The organism is Streptomyces sp. TN58, from assembly GCF_001941845.1.
In the GTDB taxonomy this organism is placed as follows: Bacteria; Actinomycetota; Actinomycetes; order Streptomycetales; family Streptomycetaceae; genus Streptomyces.
This window is the reverse complement of record NZ_CP018870.1, coordinates 6,179,414-6,194,452: the sequence shown is the minus strand read 5'-3', so window position 1 is coordinate 6,194,452 and position 15,039 is coordinate 6,179,414. Positions and strand designations below refer to the sequence as shown.

12 protein-coding genes are annotated in these 15,039 nt (G+C 71.7%); 8 read left to right on the top strand and 4 right to left on the bottom strand.

Annotation, left to right across the window (positions count from 1 at the left end; all coding sequences use genetic code 11):
* Positions 1–6: 6 nt before the first annotated feature.
* From BSL84_RS27915 to BSL84_RS27905, 3 genes are all read right to left on the bottom strand, one after another.
* Positions 7–1,401 carry a M20/M25/M40 family metallo-hydrolase gene (locus BSL84_RS27915; RefSeq protein ID WP_078849023.1) on the bottom strand — a complete coding sequence of 465 codons (1,395 nt, stop codon included), beginning with the start codon at positions 1,399–1,401 and terminating at the stop codon, positions 7–9.
* Entirely contained in the window at positions 1,394–2,230 is an 837-nt protein-coding gene (locus tag BSL84_RS27910) for a M55 family metallopeptidase (RefSeq protein ID WP_030029529.1), read from the bottom strand. Before BSL84_RS27910 ends, BSL84_RS27915 begins: the two co-directional genes overlap by 8 nt.
* Before the next feature lie 336 nt (positions 2,231–2,566).
* Positions 2,567–3,016, bottom strand: coding sequence for an SRPBCC family protein (locus BSL84_RS27905; protein WP_075971411.1), 450 nt, complete (start codon positions 3,014–3,016; stop codon positions 2,567–2,569).
* Between the two features lie 164 nt (positions 3,017–3,180).
* Between BSL84_RS27905 and BSL84_RS27900 the strand changes: the two genes are divergently transcribed.
* Together BSL84_RS27900 and BSL84_RS27895 are read left to right on the top strand one after the other, a co-directional pair.
* Positions 3,181–4,212, top strand: a complete 1,032-nt coding sequence (locus BSL84_RS27900) for an Rv2578c family radical SAM protein (RefSeq protein WP_030029526.1) — start codon at positions 3,181–3,183, stop codon at positions 4,210–4,212.
* A 112-nt stretch (positions 4,213–4,324) separates the two neighbouring features.
* The gene (locus BSL84_RS27895) at positions 4,325–5,902 is read left to right on the top strand and encodes an alpha/beta hydrolase (RefSeq protein WP_107484854.1); all 1,578 of its coding nucleotides are present in this window, start codon (positions 4,325–4,327) and stop codon (positions 5,900–5,902) included.
* A gap of 90 nt (positions 5,903–5,992) precedes the next feature.
* Here the strand turns inward: BSL84_RS27895 and BSL84_RS27890 are convergent, their stop codons facing one another.
* On the bottom strand, positions 5,993–6,547 hold the full coding sequence (locus tag BSL84_RS27890) for an adenylosuccinate lyase (protein WP_045322429.1): 555 nt from the start codon (positions 6,545–6,547) through the stop codon (positions 5,993–5,995).
* Between the two features lie 395 nt (positions 6,548–6,942).
* Here BSL84_RS27890 and BSL84_RS27885 point away from each other — a divergent pair, with 395 nt between their 5' ends.
* The 6 genes from BSL84_RS27885 (at position 6,943) to BSL84_RS27860 (ending at position 15,039) form a co-directional block, all read left to right on the top strand.
* A complete protein-coding gene (locus BSL84_RS27885) occupies positions 6,943–8,739 on the top strand; it encodes a 3-hydroxyacyl-CoA dehydrogenase family protein (RefSeq protein ID WP_030027423.1) in 1,797 nt (598 codons plus the stop codon).
* Between the two features lie 163 nt (positions 8,740–8,902).
* A complete protein-coding gene (locus BSL84_RS27880; RefSeq protein ID WP_199816171.1) occupies positions 8,903–9,715 on the top strand; it encodes a TetR family transcriptional regulator in 813 nt (270 codons plus the stop codon).
* A gap of 388 nt (positions 9,716–10,103) precedes the next feature.
* The gene (gene ccrA, locus BSL84_RS27875; protein ID WP_030027420.1) at positions 10,104–11,441 is read left to right on the top strand and encodes a crotonyl-CoA carboxylase/reductase; all 1,338 of its coding nucleotides are present in this window, start codon (positions 10,104–10,106) and stop codon (positions 11,439–11,441) included.
* Between the two features lie 31 nt (positions 11,442–11,472).
* The gene (locus BSL84_RS27870) at positions 11,473–13,551 is read left to right on the top strand and encodes a protein meaA (RefSeq protein WP_030027418.1); all 2,079 of its coding nucleotides are present in this window, start codon (positions 11,473–11,475) and stop codon (positions 13,549–13,551) included.
* Positions 13,548–14,522 (top strand): HpcH/HpaI aldolase/citrate lyase family protein, encoded by a 975-nt coding sequence (locus BSL84_RS27865; protein WP_030027416.1) that lies wholly within the window; start codon positions 13,548–13,550, stop codon positions 14,520–14,522. Before BSL84_RS27870 ends, BSL84_RS27865 begins: the two co-directional genes overlap by 4 nt.
* A 4-nt stretch (positions 14,523–14,526) precedes the next feature.
* Positions 14,527–15,039, top strand: a complete 513-nt coding sequence (locus BSL84_RS27860; protein ID WP_030027414.1) for a MaoC family dehydratase — start codon at positions 14,527–14,529, stop codon at positions 15,037–15,039.

Here is a 15,039-nt window from a genome sequence, read left to right as displayed (position 1 = left end):
CCCCGCTCACAGGGTGCGCAGTGCGCGGTCGAGGACGCGGACGCCGAAGTGGAGGGCCTCGACGGGCACCCGTTCGTCCACGCCGTGGAAGAGGGACCAGTAGTCGAAGCCGGGTGGCAGCTTCAGCGGGGAGTATCCGTAGCCGGTGATGCCGAGCCGGGAGAACTGCTTGGCGTCGGTGCCGCCCGCCATGCAGAAGGGCACCACGTGCCCGTCCGGGTCGAACCGCTGGACGCACTCGCGCAGCACGGCGTACGTCCGCCCGTCCACGGGTGCTTCGAGGGCGACCTCCCGGTGGTGGAACTCCCAGGTGACGTCGGGGCCGGTGAGCGCGTCGAGGGCGGCGGTGAACTCGGCTTCGCCGCCGGGCAGCATGCGGCCGTCGACGAAGGCGGTGGCCTCCCCGGGGATCACGTTCACCTTGTAACCGGCGCTGAGCATGGTCGGGTTGGCGCTGTTGCGGACGGTCGCCTCGACGAGGGCGGCGGCCGGGCCCAGCTTGCCGAGGACCCCGTCGAGGTCGAAGCCGGGGCGCCGCGGGTCGACGGACATGCCCTGCAGCGCGGCGAGTTCGGTGATGCAGGCGACGACGGTGTCGGTGAGCCGGACCGGCCACTCGTACGCGCCGATCCGGGCGACCGCGGCGGCGAGCCGGCTGACGGCATTGGCCTTGTTGGGCTTGGAGCCGTGCCCGGTGGTGCCGCGAGCGGTCAACTTCAGCCAGGCGGTGCCGCGTTCACCGGCGGCGATCGGGTAGAGGGCGCGGCCGCGACCGGTGTGGACGGTGAAGGCGCCGGATTCGCTCAGGCCCTCGGTGCAGCCCTCGAAGAGTTCCGGGTGGTGGTCGGCGAGGAAGCCGGAGCCGTCGACGGCGCTGTCCTCCTCGTCGGCGGTGTAGGCGATCACGATGTCCCGGCGCGGGCGGACTCCCGCGCGCGCCCAGGACCGTACGACGGCCAGCACCATCGCGTCCATGTTCTTCATGTCGACGGCTCCGCGGCCCCAGACGACACCGTCGCGGACCTCGCCGGAGAAGGGGTGCACGCTCCAGTCGGCGGCTTCGGCCGGGACCACGTCGAGGTGGCCGTGGACGAGGAGCGCGTCGGCGGACGGGTCGGTGCCGTCGATCCGGGCGACCACGTTGGTGCGGCCCGGGGTGCGCTCCAGCAGAAGCGGCTCCAGGCCGGCGGCGGCGAGCCGCTCGGCGACGTATTCGGCGGCGGGCCGCTCGCGGCAGTCGCCGCCGCCCCGGTTGGAGGTGTCGATCCGGATGAGGTCCGAGGTGAATCCGACGACCTCGTCGAGGGCCACCGCGTCCACCGCGGTGACGCCGTCCGCGGTGCCTGCGGCGCCGCCGGCGTCGGCAGAAGGGCCGGTGTCGATTGAGCGCATGTCAGCCATACTGCTCCTCCACGGCCGCCGAGACGACCGTCGTGACCGCCTTGAAGGCGCGGATCCCCTCGTACATCGTCTCGCTGGTGTAGGCGACCCTGCGCTCGCCGCTGCGCCGGACCCCCGGAACGACCGTGGCGGACATCGCCAGGTGTTCGGCGTCGAACTCCAGCTCCACGGTGTACGGGCCGCCGCCGGGCACGGGCTCGCGGCGGACGGCGAGGGCGGTGGCCTCCTTGGCCGCGGCCCTGATGTCGGCGGCGGTGCGGGACGGGGTCCGGCAGACGGCGGCGTAGCGCGAGACGTGGTCCTTGACCGCGACGGTCACCGCGTCGGGGGCGTAGCCGGCGGCGTCCACGCAGGTCAGGTCATCGCCGGTGACCAGGATGACCGGGACTCCGTACTCGGCGACGACGTGGGCGTTGAGCAGTCCCTCGCTCGCGCGGGTCCCGTTGAGCCAGACCCCGGTGATGGAGTTGGCGAGGTAGGTGTGGGCGAGGACGCCTTCGGAGCCGGCGCCCGTGTGGTAGCCGACGAAGGCGATGCCGTCGACGTCGCCGCGCTGGACGCCCTCGACCATGGAGAGGGACTTGTGGCGGCCCGTGAGCATCTCCGCGCGGGCGTCGAGGCGCTCCAGCAGCAGGTTGCGCATGGTCCAGTGGGCCTCGTTGACGACGACCTGGTCGGCGCCGCCGTCGTAGAAGCCGAGCACGGCGGCGTTGACGTCGGAGGTGAACATCCCCCGGCAGCGCTCCCACTGGGGCGTGCCGGGCAGCACGTCGGCGGGCCAGGTGACGCCGGTGGCGCCTTCCATGTCGGCGGAGATGAGGATCTTCATCGGGCCCCCGTGCGGTCGGTTGCGCGGTCGCGCGCGACGCGGACGACCGCGCACAGGGCCCAGCGTAAGGGCTGCGCCGCCATCCCCGGCGGATCAGCGCGCGGCGTCGGATGCGGTGCATCGCGAGGCGGAGGAGCATCCTCACACCGGGCGTATGCGGGCGCTTGCGACAACGCGGCGAGGCGCCGCGGCCGGTGCCGCGCTTGCGACAACGCGGCGAGGCGCCGCGGCCGGTGCCGCGCGCCCGCCGGGCGCGGGCGGGGCGGAAAGTCCACCCGAACCGGTGAGGGGGCGGGTGGCGGCCCGGGCCCTGCCGGGCCCGGGCAACGGCCTTGCTCAGGCCCGGCCTTCGACTTCCGCGGCCAGGTTGGCCAGCAGGGTGTCGTAGATCCGGGCGAGGCCCTTGGGGGCGAAGGTGCGCTCGAAGAAGCCGCCGATGCCGCCGGCGCCGTTCCAGACGGTGGTGACGACGGCCTTGGACCTGCCCTCGCCGGCGGGGGTGACCACCCAGGTGGTGACCATGGAGGAGTTGCGGTCCTTCTCCACGAGCTGACCGTCGGTGGGCTCGGTGACCTCCAGCAGGCAGTCGCGCACGCGCCTGCTGGTGGCCTGCAGCTTCCAGTGCACCAGGGTGCCCTCGCCGTCGCCGCCCTCCCGCACCTCGTACTCGCTGAAGTGCTCGGGCAGCAGCTTGCCCCGGGTCCCGCTGTAGTCGGCCAGCGTGTCGAAGACCGTCTCCGCGTCGGCCCCGATGATGCGCTCCGTGGTGGCCTCGACCTGCGCCATACCTGTTCCTCCAGCAGTTGTGTCCGCTCGTCACGGCGAAGCCAACCACCTCCGGCGCGGTGGCCCAAATCCGGGCCGGCCACCCGCCGGCGGTCCCCCGGACCCGCACGATCATGGGAACGTTTGTTCTATTCTCTCGGCAGAGCCAGCAAGGGAGGCGCACCATGCGCTGGGAGAACCTGACCGAGGGTCCCGCCGGGCCGGCCGCGCTCTTCGGGGCCGGCGCCGTCGTGACCCGCACGATCGACACCCCCGAGTTCCGGGGAATCACCTTCCACGAGGTCCGGGCCCGGTCGATCGTCAACCGGGTGCCCGGCGCCTCGCGCATGCCGTTCGAATGGACCGTCAACCCCTACCGCGGCTGCAGCCACGCGTGCGTGTACTGCTTCGCGCGCAAGACGCACAGCTATCTCGACCTCGACACCGGACTCGGCTTCGACTCCCAGATCGTCGTCAAGACCAACGCCCCGGAACTGCTGCGCCGCGAGCTCGCCGCGCCCCGCTGGACCGGTGCGCACATCGCGATGGGCACCAACGTGGACTGCTACCAGCGCGCCGAGGGCCGGTACCGCCTGATGCCCGGGATCATCGAGGCCCTGCGCGACCGGGCCAATCCCTTCTCGATCCTCACCAAGGGCACGCTGATCCTGCGCGACCTGCCGCTCCTGCGCGAGGCGGCCGAGGCCACCGAGGTCGGCATCTCCGTCTCCGTCGGCTTCACCGACACCGCCCTGTGGCGGACCGTGGAGCCCGGGACGCCCTCCCCCGCCGCCCGGCTGAACGCCGTACGGACACTGACCGGGGCCGGGATCGAGTGCGGGGTGCTGATGGCCCCGGTGATCCCCTTCCTCGGGGACTCCCCCGCCCAGCTGCGGGCCACCGTGCAGGCCGTCGCCGAGTCCGGCGCCACCTCCGTGACACCCCTGGTACTCCATCTGCGGCCGGGGGCCCGCGAGTGGTTCACCGCCTGGCTGGCCGAGCACCACCCGCACCTCGTCGAGCGGTACGAGCGGATGTACGCCGGCGGCTCGTACGCGCCCACCTGGTACCAGCGGATGATCACCCGCCAAGTCCACGAACTCGCGGCCGAATTCGGCATCGGACCGGCCCGGCGGGGCGCATCCCGCAGGATCACCGCCCCCGAGCGCCCGGTCGGGCCCGCGCCCTCCGAGGCCACCCAGCTCACGCTCCTCTGACGGCCATCGCCCCCTGAACGGTCATCACATCGGGCCAATAGCCGGTCCAATCCCGTCTTCCAGGCGCGGTTTCCGGGACGATTCCGCCCAGAACACTCGGCTGGGAGGCCCCATGCTCCACCCCTTGAAGAAGCGCGCCGCCGTCCTGCTGGCGACCTCCACCGTCGCCGCCGCCCTCGCGAGTCCGGTGACGGCCGCCCCGGCCGCCCCCGCCCCGGCGGAGCGGGCCTCGCAGGCCGCCGCACTGCGCTGGACCGGCTGCGCGACCCCCCGCTACCCCACGCTCCAGTGCGCGTCGCTCAAGGTGCCGCTCGACCACGACCGGCCCGCCGGCCGGACGATCACGCTCGCGCTGACCCGGGTCCCCCATACCGCCAAGACCTCCCAGGGCCCGCTGCTGGTCAACCCGGGCGGGCCGGGCGGCAGCGGGCGGGCGCTGGCCGGGTTCGTCGCCTCAACCCTGCCCAAGGACGTGGCCGCGCAGTACGACGTGATCGGCTTCGACCCCCGCGGCGTCGGCAAGAGCGAGCCCGCCCTCGACTGCGGTTCCGGGCACTTCGCCCCCGTCCGCCCCGACTCCGTACCCCTGGACGCGGCCACCGAGCGGGCCAACCTGGACCGCGTGCGGGCCTTCGCCGAGTCCTGCGGCACCCGGCACGCGGACGTCCTGCCGCACATCGGCACCGTCTCGGCCGCCCGGGACATCGAGGTGCTGCGCACCGCCCTCGGCGCGGAGCGCATCAGCTACTTCGGCTACTCGTACGGCACCTACCTGGGGGCGGTGTACGCCAAGCTCCACCCGGGCCGGGTGCACCGGCTCGTCCTCGACTCCGTCGTCGACCCGAACGGGGTCTGGTACGAGGACAACCTCTCCCAGGACCTCGCCTTCGACGCCCGCCACAAGGCCTTCCTGGCGTGGGTGGCGCGGCACGACGCCACCTACCGGCTCGGCACCGACCCGGCGGCGGTCGAAAGGCGCTGGTACGCCATGCGGCAGGACCTGCGCCGGACCCCGGCCGGCGGCAAGGTGGGCCCGTCGGAGCTGGAGGACACCTACATGCCGGGCGGCTACTACAACGGCTACTGGCCCAACCTCGCCGACGCCTTCGCGGCGTACGCGGTGAGGAAGGACCCGCGTCCGCTGGTGGCGGCGTACGAGCGGTTCGGTGCGGTGGAGCCCTCGGCGGGCAACAGCTACAGCGTCTACACCGCGGTCCAGTGCCGTGACTCGGCCTGGCCCCGGGACTGGAACGAGTGGCGTGCGGACATGTGGCGCACGCACGCCAAGGCGCCGTTCATGACCTGGAACAACGCCTGGTACAACGCCCCGTGCGCGTTCTGGCCGACGGAGCCGCTCCAGGCCCCCGACGTCACCAACGCGGATCTGCCGCCGGCCCTGCTCCTGCAGGCGACGGACGACGCGGCGACGCCCTTCTCCGGGGCGGTCAGCATGCGGGAGAAGCTGTCGGGCTCGGCGCTGGTGGTCGAGGAGGGCGGCGGCAACCACGGCATCGCCCTGAGCGGGAACAAGTGCCTGGACGAGAAGGTCGCGGCCTACCTGCGGACCGGGCAGGCGGCGGACGCGACCTGCCCCGCGCAGGCGGCCCCGCAGCCGACCACGGCGACCCGGGCCGTACCCTCCTCGGCGGGCGGAGCGGCCCTGCACGGCCTGCTCGGCTTCCGCGGCTGAGCATCCGGGGACCCCTGGCCTGATCCGACCGGACGGACCGGGCCGGCCCGGCACCGGGTCCGCCCGCCCCGCCCGGGCGGGTCCGGTCGGTCAGTCGGCGAGGCCCCGGAGCGCGGCCGTCGCCGCCACCGCGAGGCGGGGATGGGACTGGGCGCGGGTGAGGAGTTCGCGGGCACGGGGGTCGGCGAGGGCGCCCAGGCCCTCGACGCAGGCCAGGGCCACCCGCCAGTAGGGGTCGTTCGGGGACAGCAGCCGCGCCAGCGTGGCGAGCAGGGCCGGTACGGACTCGGGGGCGCGCAGGGCGGTGAGCAGCCGGACGGGCTGGAGGGCGTAGGCCGTGCGGAGCCCGTTGGTGGCGAGGGCCGCGGCGGCGCGGGCGGTGCGCGGGTCGTCGAGGACGGCCAGGGCCTCGGCGGCGGCCGCGCAGCGGGGCGGGTCGCGGTGGTTGAGGAGCAGGACCAGGGGCTCGAAGGCGCGCCGGTCCCCGGCGAGGCCGAGCCGGTACGCGGCCAGCTCGCGGGCCCACAGGGGCAGTCCGGCGGAGGCCAGGGAGGCGGCCAGCGCGTCGGGGGCGGCCGCGAGCAGCCGTTCGTACCCGGGCGAGCCGCCCGCCTCGGTCCGCAGGCGCTCCAGCACGTCGTTCACGCGGCCCACCCTAGTGCTGTGGCCCGGAGGGTTTGCCGGGTTCACGCAGATGATCAAGCGTGGTTGATCGATGATCGATGATCGGTACATTTCGCGGTACAGGTCACATCTCCGCGCCCTGGCGCGCGAGTTACCGGCGAGTTACTGTCGTTGCAACACGTACGAGGGCGGCCTGGTGACGCAGCCGCCTCGTGCCGGTCGGTTCGTTTCGCATGCACGGTGTGACCCCGGGACAGGGTCGTACCGCTTCCACCCCCGGGGCTTCTCCCGCCGGGTTCCGGTCCGGGACGCTCCTGCCCCGGACTCCATACCGCACGGCATTCCCGTACGGCATCCGCGCGCGCTGTGCGCCGCGCGCTCCCTCAGTCGTCACCCTCTTCCACTGGAGTCCCTCGATGGACCGTCAGTCCAGTCAGCCCACCCTGCAGACCATCGCCGTCGTCGGCCTCGGCACGATGGGCACCGGCATCGCCGAGGTCCTGGCCCGCGCCGGCCGCGAGGTCATCGGCATCGACATCAGCGAGGCCGCCGCCCGCCGGGCCTCGGCCTCCCTCGCCGCGGCCACGGCGCGTTCCGTGGCCCGCGAGCGCCTCACCGAGCAGGAGCGCGCGGACGTCCTGGCCCGCTTCCGCACCTTCTCCGACCTGGCCGCCGCGGCCGAGGCCGACCTCGTCATCGAGGTCGTGCCCGAGTCCTACGAGGTCAAGCAGCAGGTCTTCCGCGAGCTCGACGCGGTCGTGCGGCCCGACACGATCCTGGCCACGGGCACCAACGCCCTGTCGGTGACCCGGCTCGCCGCCGAGTCCCAGCGCCCCGAGCGCGTGCTGGGCCTGCACTTCTTCAACCCGGTCCCGGCGATGAAGCTGGTCGAGGTCGTCTCCTGCGTCCTGACCGCCCCGACGGCGGTGGAGTCGGTCACGGAGCTGGCCCGCGAGCTCGGCAAGGAGCCCGTGGCCGTCGGCGACCGGCCCGGCTTCGTCGCGGACGGCCTGCTCTTCGGCTACCTCAACCAGGCCGCCGCCATGTACGAGGCGAAGTACGCCTCCCGTGAGGACATCGACGCGGCGATGCGGCTGGGCTGCGGCCTGCCCATGGGCCCGCTGGCACTGCTCGACCTGATCGGCGTGGACACGGCCCGCACGGTCCTGGAGGCCATGTACGCCTCCTCCGGCGACCGGCTGCACGCCCCGGCCCCGATCCTGGGGCAGCTGGCCGAGGCCGGCCTGGCCGGCCAGAAGTCCGGGCGCGGCTTCTACACCTACGAGGCGCCCGGCAGCTCGGTGATCGTGCGTGACCTGCAGACCCCGCTGGACGGGTCCCTGCTGGGCGCGGGCCGCCCGGTGAGCTCGGTCGGCGTGGCCGGCTCGGGCACCATGGCGAGCGGCATCGCGCAGGTCTTCGCCCAGTCCGGGTTCGACGTGGTCCTGGCGGCGCGCAGCCAGGAGAAGGCGGAGGCCGCCAAGGCCGCCATCGGCAAGTCCCTGGGCCGTGCGGTGTCCAAGGGCAGGCTGACGCAGGAGGCGGCGGACGAGACCCTGGGCCGGATCACCCCGGCCGGGTCACTGGACGCCTTCGCCGAGGTGGACCTGGCGGTGGAGGCGGTCGCCGAGGACCTGGAGGTCAAGCAGGAGCTGTTCGCGGCTCTGGACAAGGTCTGCAAGCCGGGTGCGGTGCTGGCCACCACGACCTCCTCGCTGCCGGTGATCGCGGTGGCCCGCGTGACCTCGCGCCCGCAGGACGTGATCGGCATGCACTTCTTCAACCCGGCTCCGGCGATGAAGCTGGTCGAGGTGGTCCGGACCGTCCTGACGGCCGACGACGTGCACGCCACGGTCCGCGAGATCTGCGTGAAGGTGCGCAAGCACCCGGTGGACTGCGGGGACCGGGCCGGCTTCATCGTGAACGCGCTGCTGTTCCCGTACCTCAACAACGCGATCAAGATGGTCGAGGAGCACTACGCGAGCCTCGACCAGATCGACGCGGCGATGAAGCTGGGCGGCGGCTACCCGATGGGACCGTTCGAGCTGCTCGACGTGGTCGGCCTCGACGTCTCGCTGGCCATCGAGAAGGTCCTCCACAAGGAGTTCCGCGACCCGGGCCTGGCCCCGTCCCCGCTGCTGGAGCACCTGGTGGCGGCGGGCTGCCTGGGCCGGAAGACCGGCCGCGGATTCCGTGAGTACGCCCGGCGGTAACCGAGCGGGCCACGAGCCGGATGCGTGGGGAGGGCTGCTCGGGTCCGCCGGACCCTCACGGCGGACTGACCCTCCCGAGCCCAGTGCGGGCTCTCCCCCGCATCCACCCCTCTCCCACCCCCCTCAGGCGCGCTCCCCTGCGCGAATGAAGTACTTTCGCTCTATGTCCCAGCCCGCCAAGACCTCGCCCCGCGCCTCCTCGGCCCCCGACGCCCCGGAGAGCGCGGCCGGCACCCGGGCTGCCGCCCAGCGGCTCAAGATGCGCCGCGAGCTGGCCACCGCGGCCATGGAGCTGTTCGCCACCAAGGGGTACGAGGCGACGACGGTCGACGAGATCGCCGCGACGGCCGGGGTCGCCCGGCGGACGTTCTTCCGGCACTTCCGGTCGAAGGAAGAGGCGATCTTCCCGGACCACGACGACACCCTGATCCGCGCCGAGGCCGTCCTCGACGTCGCCCCGGCGCACGAGCACCCGCTCGACACGGTGTGCCGCGGGATCAAGGAAGTCATGAAGATGTACGCCGCCTCGCCCGCGGTGTCGGTGGAGCGCTACCGGCTGACCCGTGAGGTGCCGGCGCTGCGGGAGCGGGAGATCGCCTCCGTGGCCCGCTACGAGCGGCTGTTCACGCGCTACCTGCTGGCGCACTTCGACGAGACCGACCACCACGACGGCAACGACGACCCGCTGCTGGCCGAGGTGGCCGCCTCGGCGGTGGTCACGGCCCACAACCACGTGCTGCGGCGCTGGCTGCGGGCCGGCGGGCAGGGCGACGTGGAGGCGCAGCTCGACCACGCCTTCTCGATCGTCCGCAAGACCTTCGGTACCGGGATCGGCGCCGGCCGGACCATGGGCCCCGCGCCGGCCGCTCCGGCGGCCGTCCGTACCGAGGGCGAGGTGCTGGTGGCGGTGGCCCGTACCGACGCGCCCCTGGACGAGGTCATGCGGACCATCGAAGAGGCGCTGCGCCCTAGGTAGCCATCAGGAAGCGATGCTCGTCACAGCGGCCGTCCCCGAACCGGGGGCGGCCGCTTTCGTATGTCCGGCTTGCCCCTACTCGCCGGTAACTCTGATCGATCATCGCTCATCTGCGCAGGTCAATAGGCAAATGAGAGAAAGTTTTGGCACGCGGTGCCTTGCCGGGTGACACGGGGTGCCATACGTTGAATCTCATCCGGATGTCCCCGCGACCCACGCCCACACGGCACGGAACGCGCCCCGGACGCCTGCGTCACCAGGCACACCGCACGCCCCACCACGGGCGGCGCCCAGCACCACAGCACAGCCGGACCGACGGCACACCGCACCCGCTCCACGCACCCGTTCACCTCAGCGCACCCTCATCAGCGCCAGCCGGAGGCTCACCGTGAAGGACATCCTGGACGCGATTCAGTCGCAGTCCGCCACCGCCGCAGACTTCGCGGCCCTGCCGCTGCCCGACTCCTACCGCGCGGTCACCGTGCACAAGGACGAGGCGGAGATGTTCGCGGGGCTCACCACGCGCGAGAAGGACCCGCGCAAGTCGCTGCACCTGGACCACGTCCCGCTCCCCGAGCTGGGCCCGGGCGAGGCCCTGGTGGCCGTCATGGCCTCGTCGGTCAACTACAACTCGGTGTGGACCTCGATCTTCGAGCCCGTCTCCACCTTCAACTTCCTGGAGCGCTACGGGCGCCTGTCGGAGCTCACCAAGCGCCACGACCTCCCGTACCACGTCATCGGCTCCGACCTCGCGGGTGTCGTCCTGCGCACCGGCCCCGGCGTCAACGCCTGGAACCCGGGCGACGAGGTCGTCGCGCACTGCCTCTCCGTCGAGCTGGAGTCCTCCGACGGCCACAACGACACGATGCTCGACCCCGAGCAGCGCATCTGGGGCTTCGAGACCAACTTCGGCGGCCTCGCGGAGATCGCCCTGGTCAAGTCGAACCAGCTGATGCCCAAGCCCGGCCACCTCAGCTGGGAGGAGGCCGCCTCCCCCGGCCTGGTCAACTCCACCGCCTACCGCCAGCTGGTCTCCAACAACGGCGCCGGCATGAAGCAGGGCGACAACGTCCTCATCTGGGGCGCCAGCGGCGGCCTCGGCAGCTACGCCACCCAGTTCGCCCTGGCCGGCGGCGCCAACCCGATCTGCGTCGTCTCCTCCCCGGAGAAGGCCGACATCTGCCGGTCCATGGGCGCCACCGCCGTCATCGACCGCAACGCCGAGGGCTACAAGTTCTGGAAGGACGAGAACACCCAGGACCCCCGCGAGTGGAAGCGCTTCGGCGCGAAGATCCGTGAGCTGACCGGCGGCGAGGACATCGACATCGTCTTCGAGCACCCGGGCCGCGAGACCTTCGGCGCCTCGGTCTACGTCACCCGCAAGGGCGGCACGATCACCACCTGCGCCTCCACCTCCGGCTACATGCACCAGTACGACAACCGCTACCTGTGGATGTCGCTGAAGCGGATCGTCGGGTCGCACTTCGCCAACTACCGCGAGGCGTGGGAGGCCAACCGCCTGATCGCCAAGGGCAAGATCCACCCCACGCTGTCGAAGGTCTACTCCCTGGAGGAGACCGGCCAGGCCGCCTACGACGTCCACCGCAACCTCCACCAGGGCAAGGTCGGCGTCCTCGCGCTCGCCCCCCAGGAGGGGCTGGGCATCCGCGACCACGAGATGCGCGCCGAGCACATCGACGCCATCAACCGCTTCCGCAACGTCTGAGACCGTTCAAAGGCCTAAGGGACAGCCTGAGATGACAGAGCGCCAGAAGGACCGTCCGTGGCTCATGCGGACGTACGCCGGCCACTCCACGGCCGAGGCGTCCAACGAGCTGTACCGCCGCAACCTCGCCAAGGGCCAGACCGGCCTGTCGGTCGCGTTCGACCTCCCGACGCAGACCGGCTACGACCCCGACCACATCCTCGCCCGCGGCGAGGTGGGCCGGGTCGGGGTCCCGGTCTCCCACCTGGGCGACATGCGCCGGCTGTTCCAGGACATACCCCTGGAGCAGATGAACACCTCGATGACGATCAACGCCACCGCCATGTGGCTGCTGGCGCTCTACCAGGTGGCCGCCGAGGAGCAGGGCGCGGACATCGCCCAGCTCCAGGGCACCACCCAGAACGACATCGTCAAGGAGTACCTCTCGCGCGGGACGCACGTCTTCCCGCCGGGGCCGTCCCTGCGGCTGACGACGGACATGATCGCGTACACGGTCAACCACATCCCGAAGTGGAACCCGATCAACATCTGCAGCTACCACCTGCAGGAGGCCGGAGCCACCCCGGTCCAGGAGATCTCCTACGCGATGTCCACGGCGATCGCCGTCCTCGACTCGGTGCGCGACTCGGGGCAGGTCCCCGAAGAGCGCTTCGGCGAGGTGGTCGCCCGTATCTCGTTCTTCGTGAACGCGGGCGTCCGCTTCATCGAGGAGATGTGCAAGATGCGCGCCTTCGGCCGCATCTGGGACAAGGTCACCAAGGAGCGCTACGGCATCGAGAACGCGAAGCAGCGCCGCTTCCGTTACGGCGTCCAGGTCAACTCCCTGGGACTCACCGAGGCGCAGCCCGAGAACAACGTCCAGCGCATCGTGCTGGAGATGCTCGCGGTCACCCTCTCCAAGGACGCCCGCGCCCGCGCGGTGCAGCTGCCCGCATGGAACGAGGCGCTGGGCCTGCCCCGGCCCTGGGACCAGCAGTGGTCGCTGCGCATCCAGCAGGTCCTCGCCCACGAGAGCGACCTGCTGGAGTACGACGACATCTTCGCCGGATCCCACGTCATCGAAGCCAAAGTCGACTCCCTGGTCGCCGACTGCATGGCCGAGATCGACCGGATCCAAGAGATGGGCGGCGCGATGGCCGCCGTCGAGTCCGGCTACCTCAAGGCCCAGCTGGTCTCCTCGCACGCCGAGCGGCGGGCGCGGATCGAGGCCGGCGAGGACAAGATCGTCGGCGTGAACTGCTTCGAGCAGACCGAGCCCAACCCGCTGACGGCCGACCTCGACGGCGCCATCATGACGGTGGACGCGGCCGTCGAGGCCGTCACCGTCGAGCGGATCGGCCGCTGGCGCGCCGAGCGCCAGGAGTCCTCGGACCGCCAGGGGAACGGCGACCCGTTCGTCTTCCCCACCACCCAGCAGGCGCTGGACCGCCTGAAGGAGGCCGCGGCGGGCACCGAGAACCTGATGGAGGCCACCCTGGAGTGCGCCCGGGCCGGTGTCACCACCGGCGAGTGGGCGGGCGCGCTGCGCGAGGTGTTCGGCGAGTTCCGCGCACCGACCGGGGTCTCCTCGGCCCCGGTCGCCGTCGCCGCCGAGCCGGGCACCCCGATGCACGAGGTCCGCGAGAAGGTGGCCCGCACGGCCGACGAGCTCGGCACGGGCCGGCTGCGCCTGCTGGTCGGCAAGCCCGGCCTGGACGGGCACTCCAACGGCGCCGAGCAGATCGCCGTCCGCGCCCGCGACGCCGGCTTCGAGGTGGTCTACCAGGGCATCAGGCTGACGCCCGAGGAGATCTCCTCCGCCGCGCTCGCCGAGGACGTGCACTGCGTGGGGCTGTCCATCCTGTCCGGATCGCACAGCGCCCTCGTACCGGACGTCCTGGAACGGCTGCGCACGGCGGGGGCGGGTGACATACCCGTCATCGTCGGAGGCATCATTCCCAACGCCGACGCCGTCGCGCTCAAGGCCGCGGGTGTCGCCGCCGTCTTCACGCCGAAGGACTTCGGCATCACGGAGATCATCGGCCGTATCGTCGACGAGATCCGCAAGGCCAACAAGCTCGACCCACTCGACAACGCCGCAACCATCGCAAGCACGGAGGTCCCCGCATGACCACGCCAGTCCACCCGGTGAACCGCCTTCGCCCCCGCCGCTCCTGCCTCGCGGTGCCGGGCTCGAACCCGCGGTTCCTGGAGAAGGCCCAGGGCCTGCCGGCCGACCAGGTCTTCCTGGACCTGGAGGACGCCTGCGCGCCGCTCGCCAAGGAAGGCGCCCGCCACACGATCGTGGACGCGCTGAACAACGGCGACTGGACCGGCAAGACCCGCGTCGTGCGCGTCAACGACTGGACCACCCACTGGACCTACCGCGACGTCGTCACGGTCGTCGAGGGCGCCGGCCAGAACCTCGACTGCATCATGCTGCCGAAGGTCCAGGACGCCCAGCAGGTCGTCGCCCTGGACCTGCTGCTCACCCAGATCGAGAAGACGATGGGCTTCGAGGTCGGCAAGATCGGCATCGAGGCGCAGATCGAGAACGCCAAGGGCCTGGTGAACGTCGACGAGATCGCCGCAGCCTCCCCCCGGCTGGAGACCATCATCTTCGGCCCGGCCGACTTCATGGCCTCGATCAACATGAAGTCCCTGGTCGTGGGCATGCAGCCGCCCGGCTACCCGGCGGACGCCTACCACTACATCCTCATGCGGATCCTGATGGCGGCCCGCATGCACAACCTCCAGGCGATCGACGGCCCCTTCCTCCAGATCCGCGACGTGGACGCCTACCGCGAGGTGGCCGGCCGGGCGGCGGCGCTGGGCTTCGACGGCAAGTGGGTGCTGCACCCCGGCCAGGTCGACGCGGCCAACGAGGTCTTCTCCCCCTCGCAGGAGGACTACGACCACGCCGAGCTCATCCTCGACGCGTACGACTGGTGCACCTCGGAGGCCGGCGGCAAGAAGGGCTCCGCGATGCTCGGCGACGAGATGATCGACGAGGCCAGCCGCAAGATGGCCCTGGTCATCGCCGGCAAGGGCCGGGCGGCCGGCATGCAGCGCACCACCAAGTTCGAGATCCCGGAGGCGTAGGGCCATGCAGTTCGGACGCACGTACGAGGAGTTCGAGGTCGGGGCGGTCTACAAGCACTGGCCCGGGAAGACGGTCACCGAGTACGACGACCACCTCTTCTGTCTCCTGACCATGAACCACCACCCGCTCCACATGGACGCGAACTACGCCGAGAACACCACCGATTTCGGCAAGAACGTGGTCGTGGGCAACTACATCTACTCGCTGCTGCTCGGCATGTCCGTGCCGGACGTCTCCGGGAAGGCCATCGCCAACCTGGAGATCGAGTCCCTGCGGCACGTGGCGCCGACCTTCCACGGCGACACGATCTACGGCGAGACCACGGTCCTGGACAAGACCCCGTCGAAGTCGAAGAACGACCGCGGCATCGTCTACGTCGAGACCAAGGGCTACAAGCAGGACGGCACCCTCGTCTGCGTCTTCCGGCGCAAGGTGATGGTCCCGACCGAGACGTACATCAAGGAGCGCGGCGGCGAGCAGCCCGGCCGCCCCCAGCTGAAGACCCAGGAGAAGTAG

Excerpts from the sequence above, each read along its gene's own strand:
- BSL84_RS27915 (WP_078849023.1), bottom strand. The coding sequence starts at position 1,401 with ATGGCTGACATGCGCTCAATCGACACCGGCCCTTCTGCCGACGCCGGC.
- BSL84_RS27910 (WP_030029529.1), bottom strand. The coding sequence starts at position 2,230 with ATGAAGATCCTCATCTCCGCCGACATGGAAGGCGCCACCGGCGTCACC.
- BSL84_RS27905 (WP_075971411.1), bottom strand. The coding sequence starts at position 3,016 with ATGGCGCAGGTCGAGGCCACCACGGAGCGCATCATCGGGGCCGACGCG.
- BSL84_RS27900 (WP_030029526.1), top strand. The coding sequence starts at position 3,181 with ATGCGCTGGGAGAACCTGACCGAGGGTCCCGCCGGGCCGGCCGCGCTC.
- BSL84_RS27895 (WP_107484854.1), top strand. The coding sequence starts at position 4,325 with ATGCTCCACCCCTTGAAGAAGCGCGCCGCCGTCCTGCTGGCGACCTCC.
- BSL84_RS27885 (WP_030027423.1), top strand. The coding sequence starts at position 6,943 with ATGGACCGTCAGTCCAGTCAGCCCACCCTGCAGACCATCGCCGTCGTC.
- BSL84_RS27880 (WP_199816171.1), top strand. The coding sequence starts at position 8,903 with ATGTCCCAGCCCGCCAAGACCTCGCCCCGCGCCTCCTCGGCCCCCGAC.
- BSL84_RS27870 (WP_030027418.1), top strand. The coding sequence starts at position 11,473 with ATGACAGAGCGCCAGAAGGACCGTCCGTGGCTCATGCGGACGTACGCC.
- BSL84_RS27865 (WP_030027416.1), top strand. The coding sequence starts at position 13,548 with ATGACCACGCCAGTCCACCCGGTGAACCGCCTTCGCCCCCGCCGCTCC.
- BSL84_RS27860 (WP_030027414.1), top strand. The coding sequence starts at position 14,527 with ATGCAGTTCGGACGCACGTACGAGGAGTTCGAGGTCGGGGCGGTCTAC.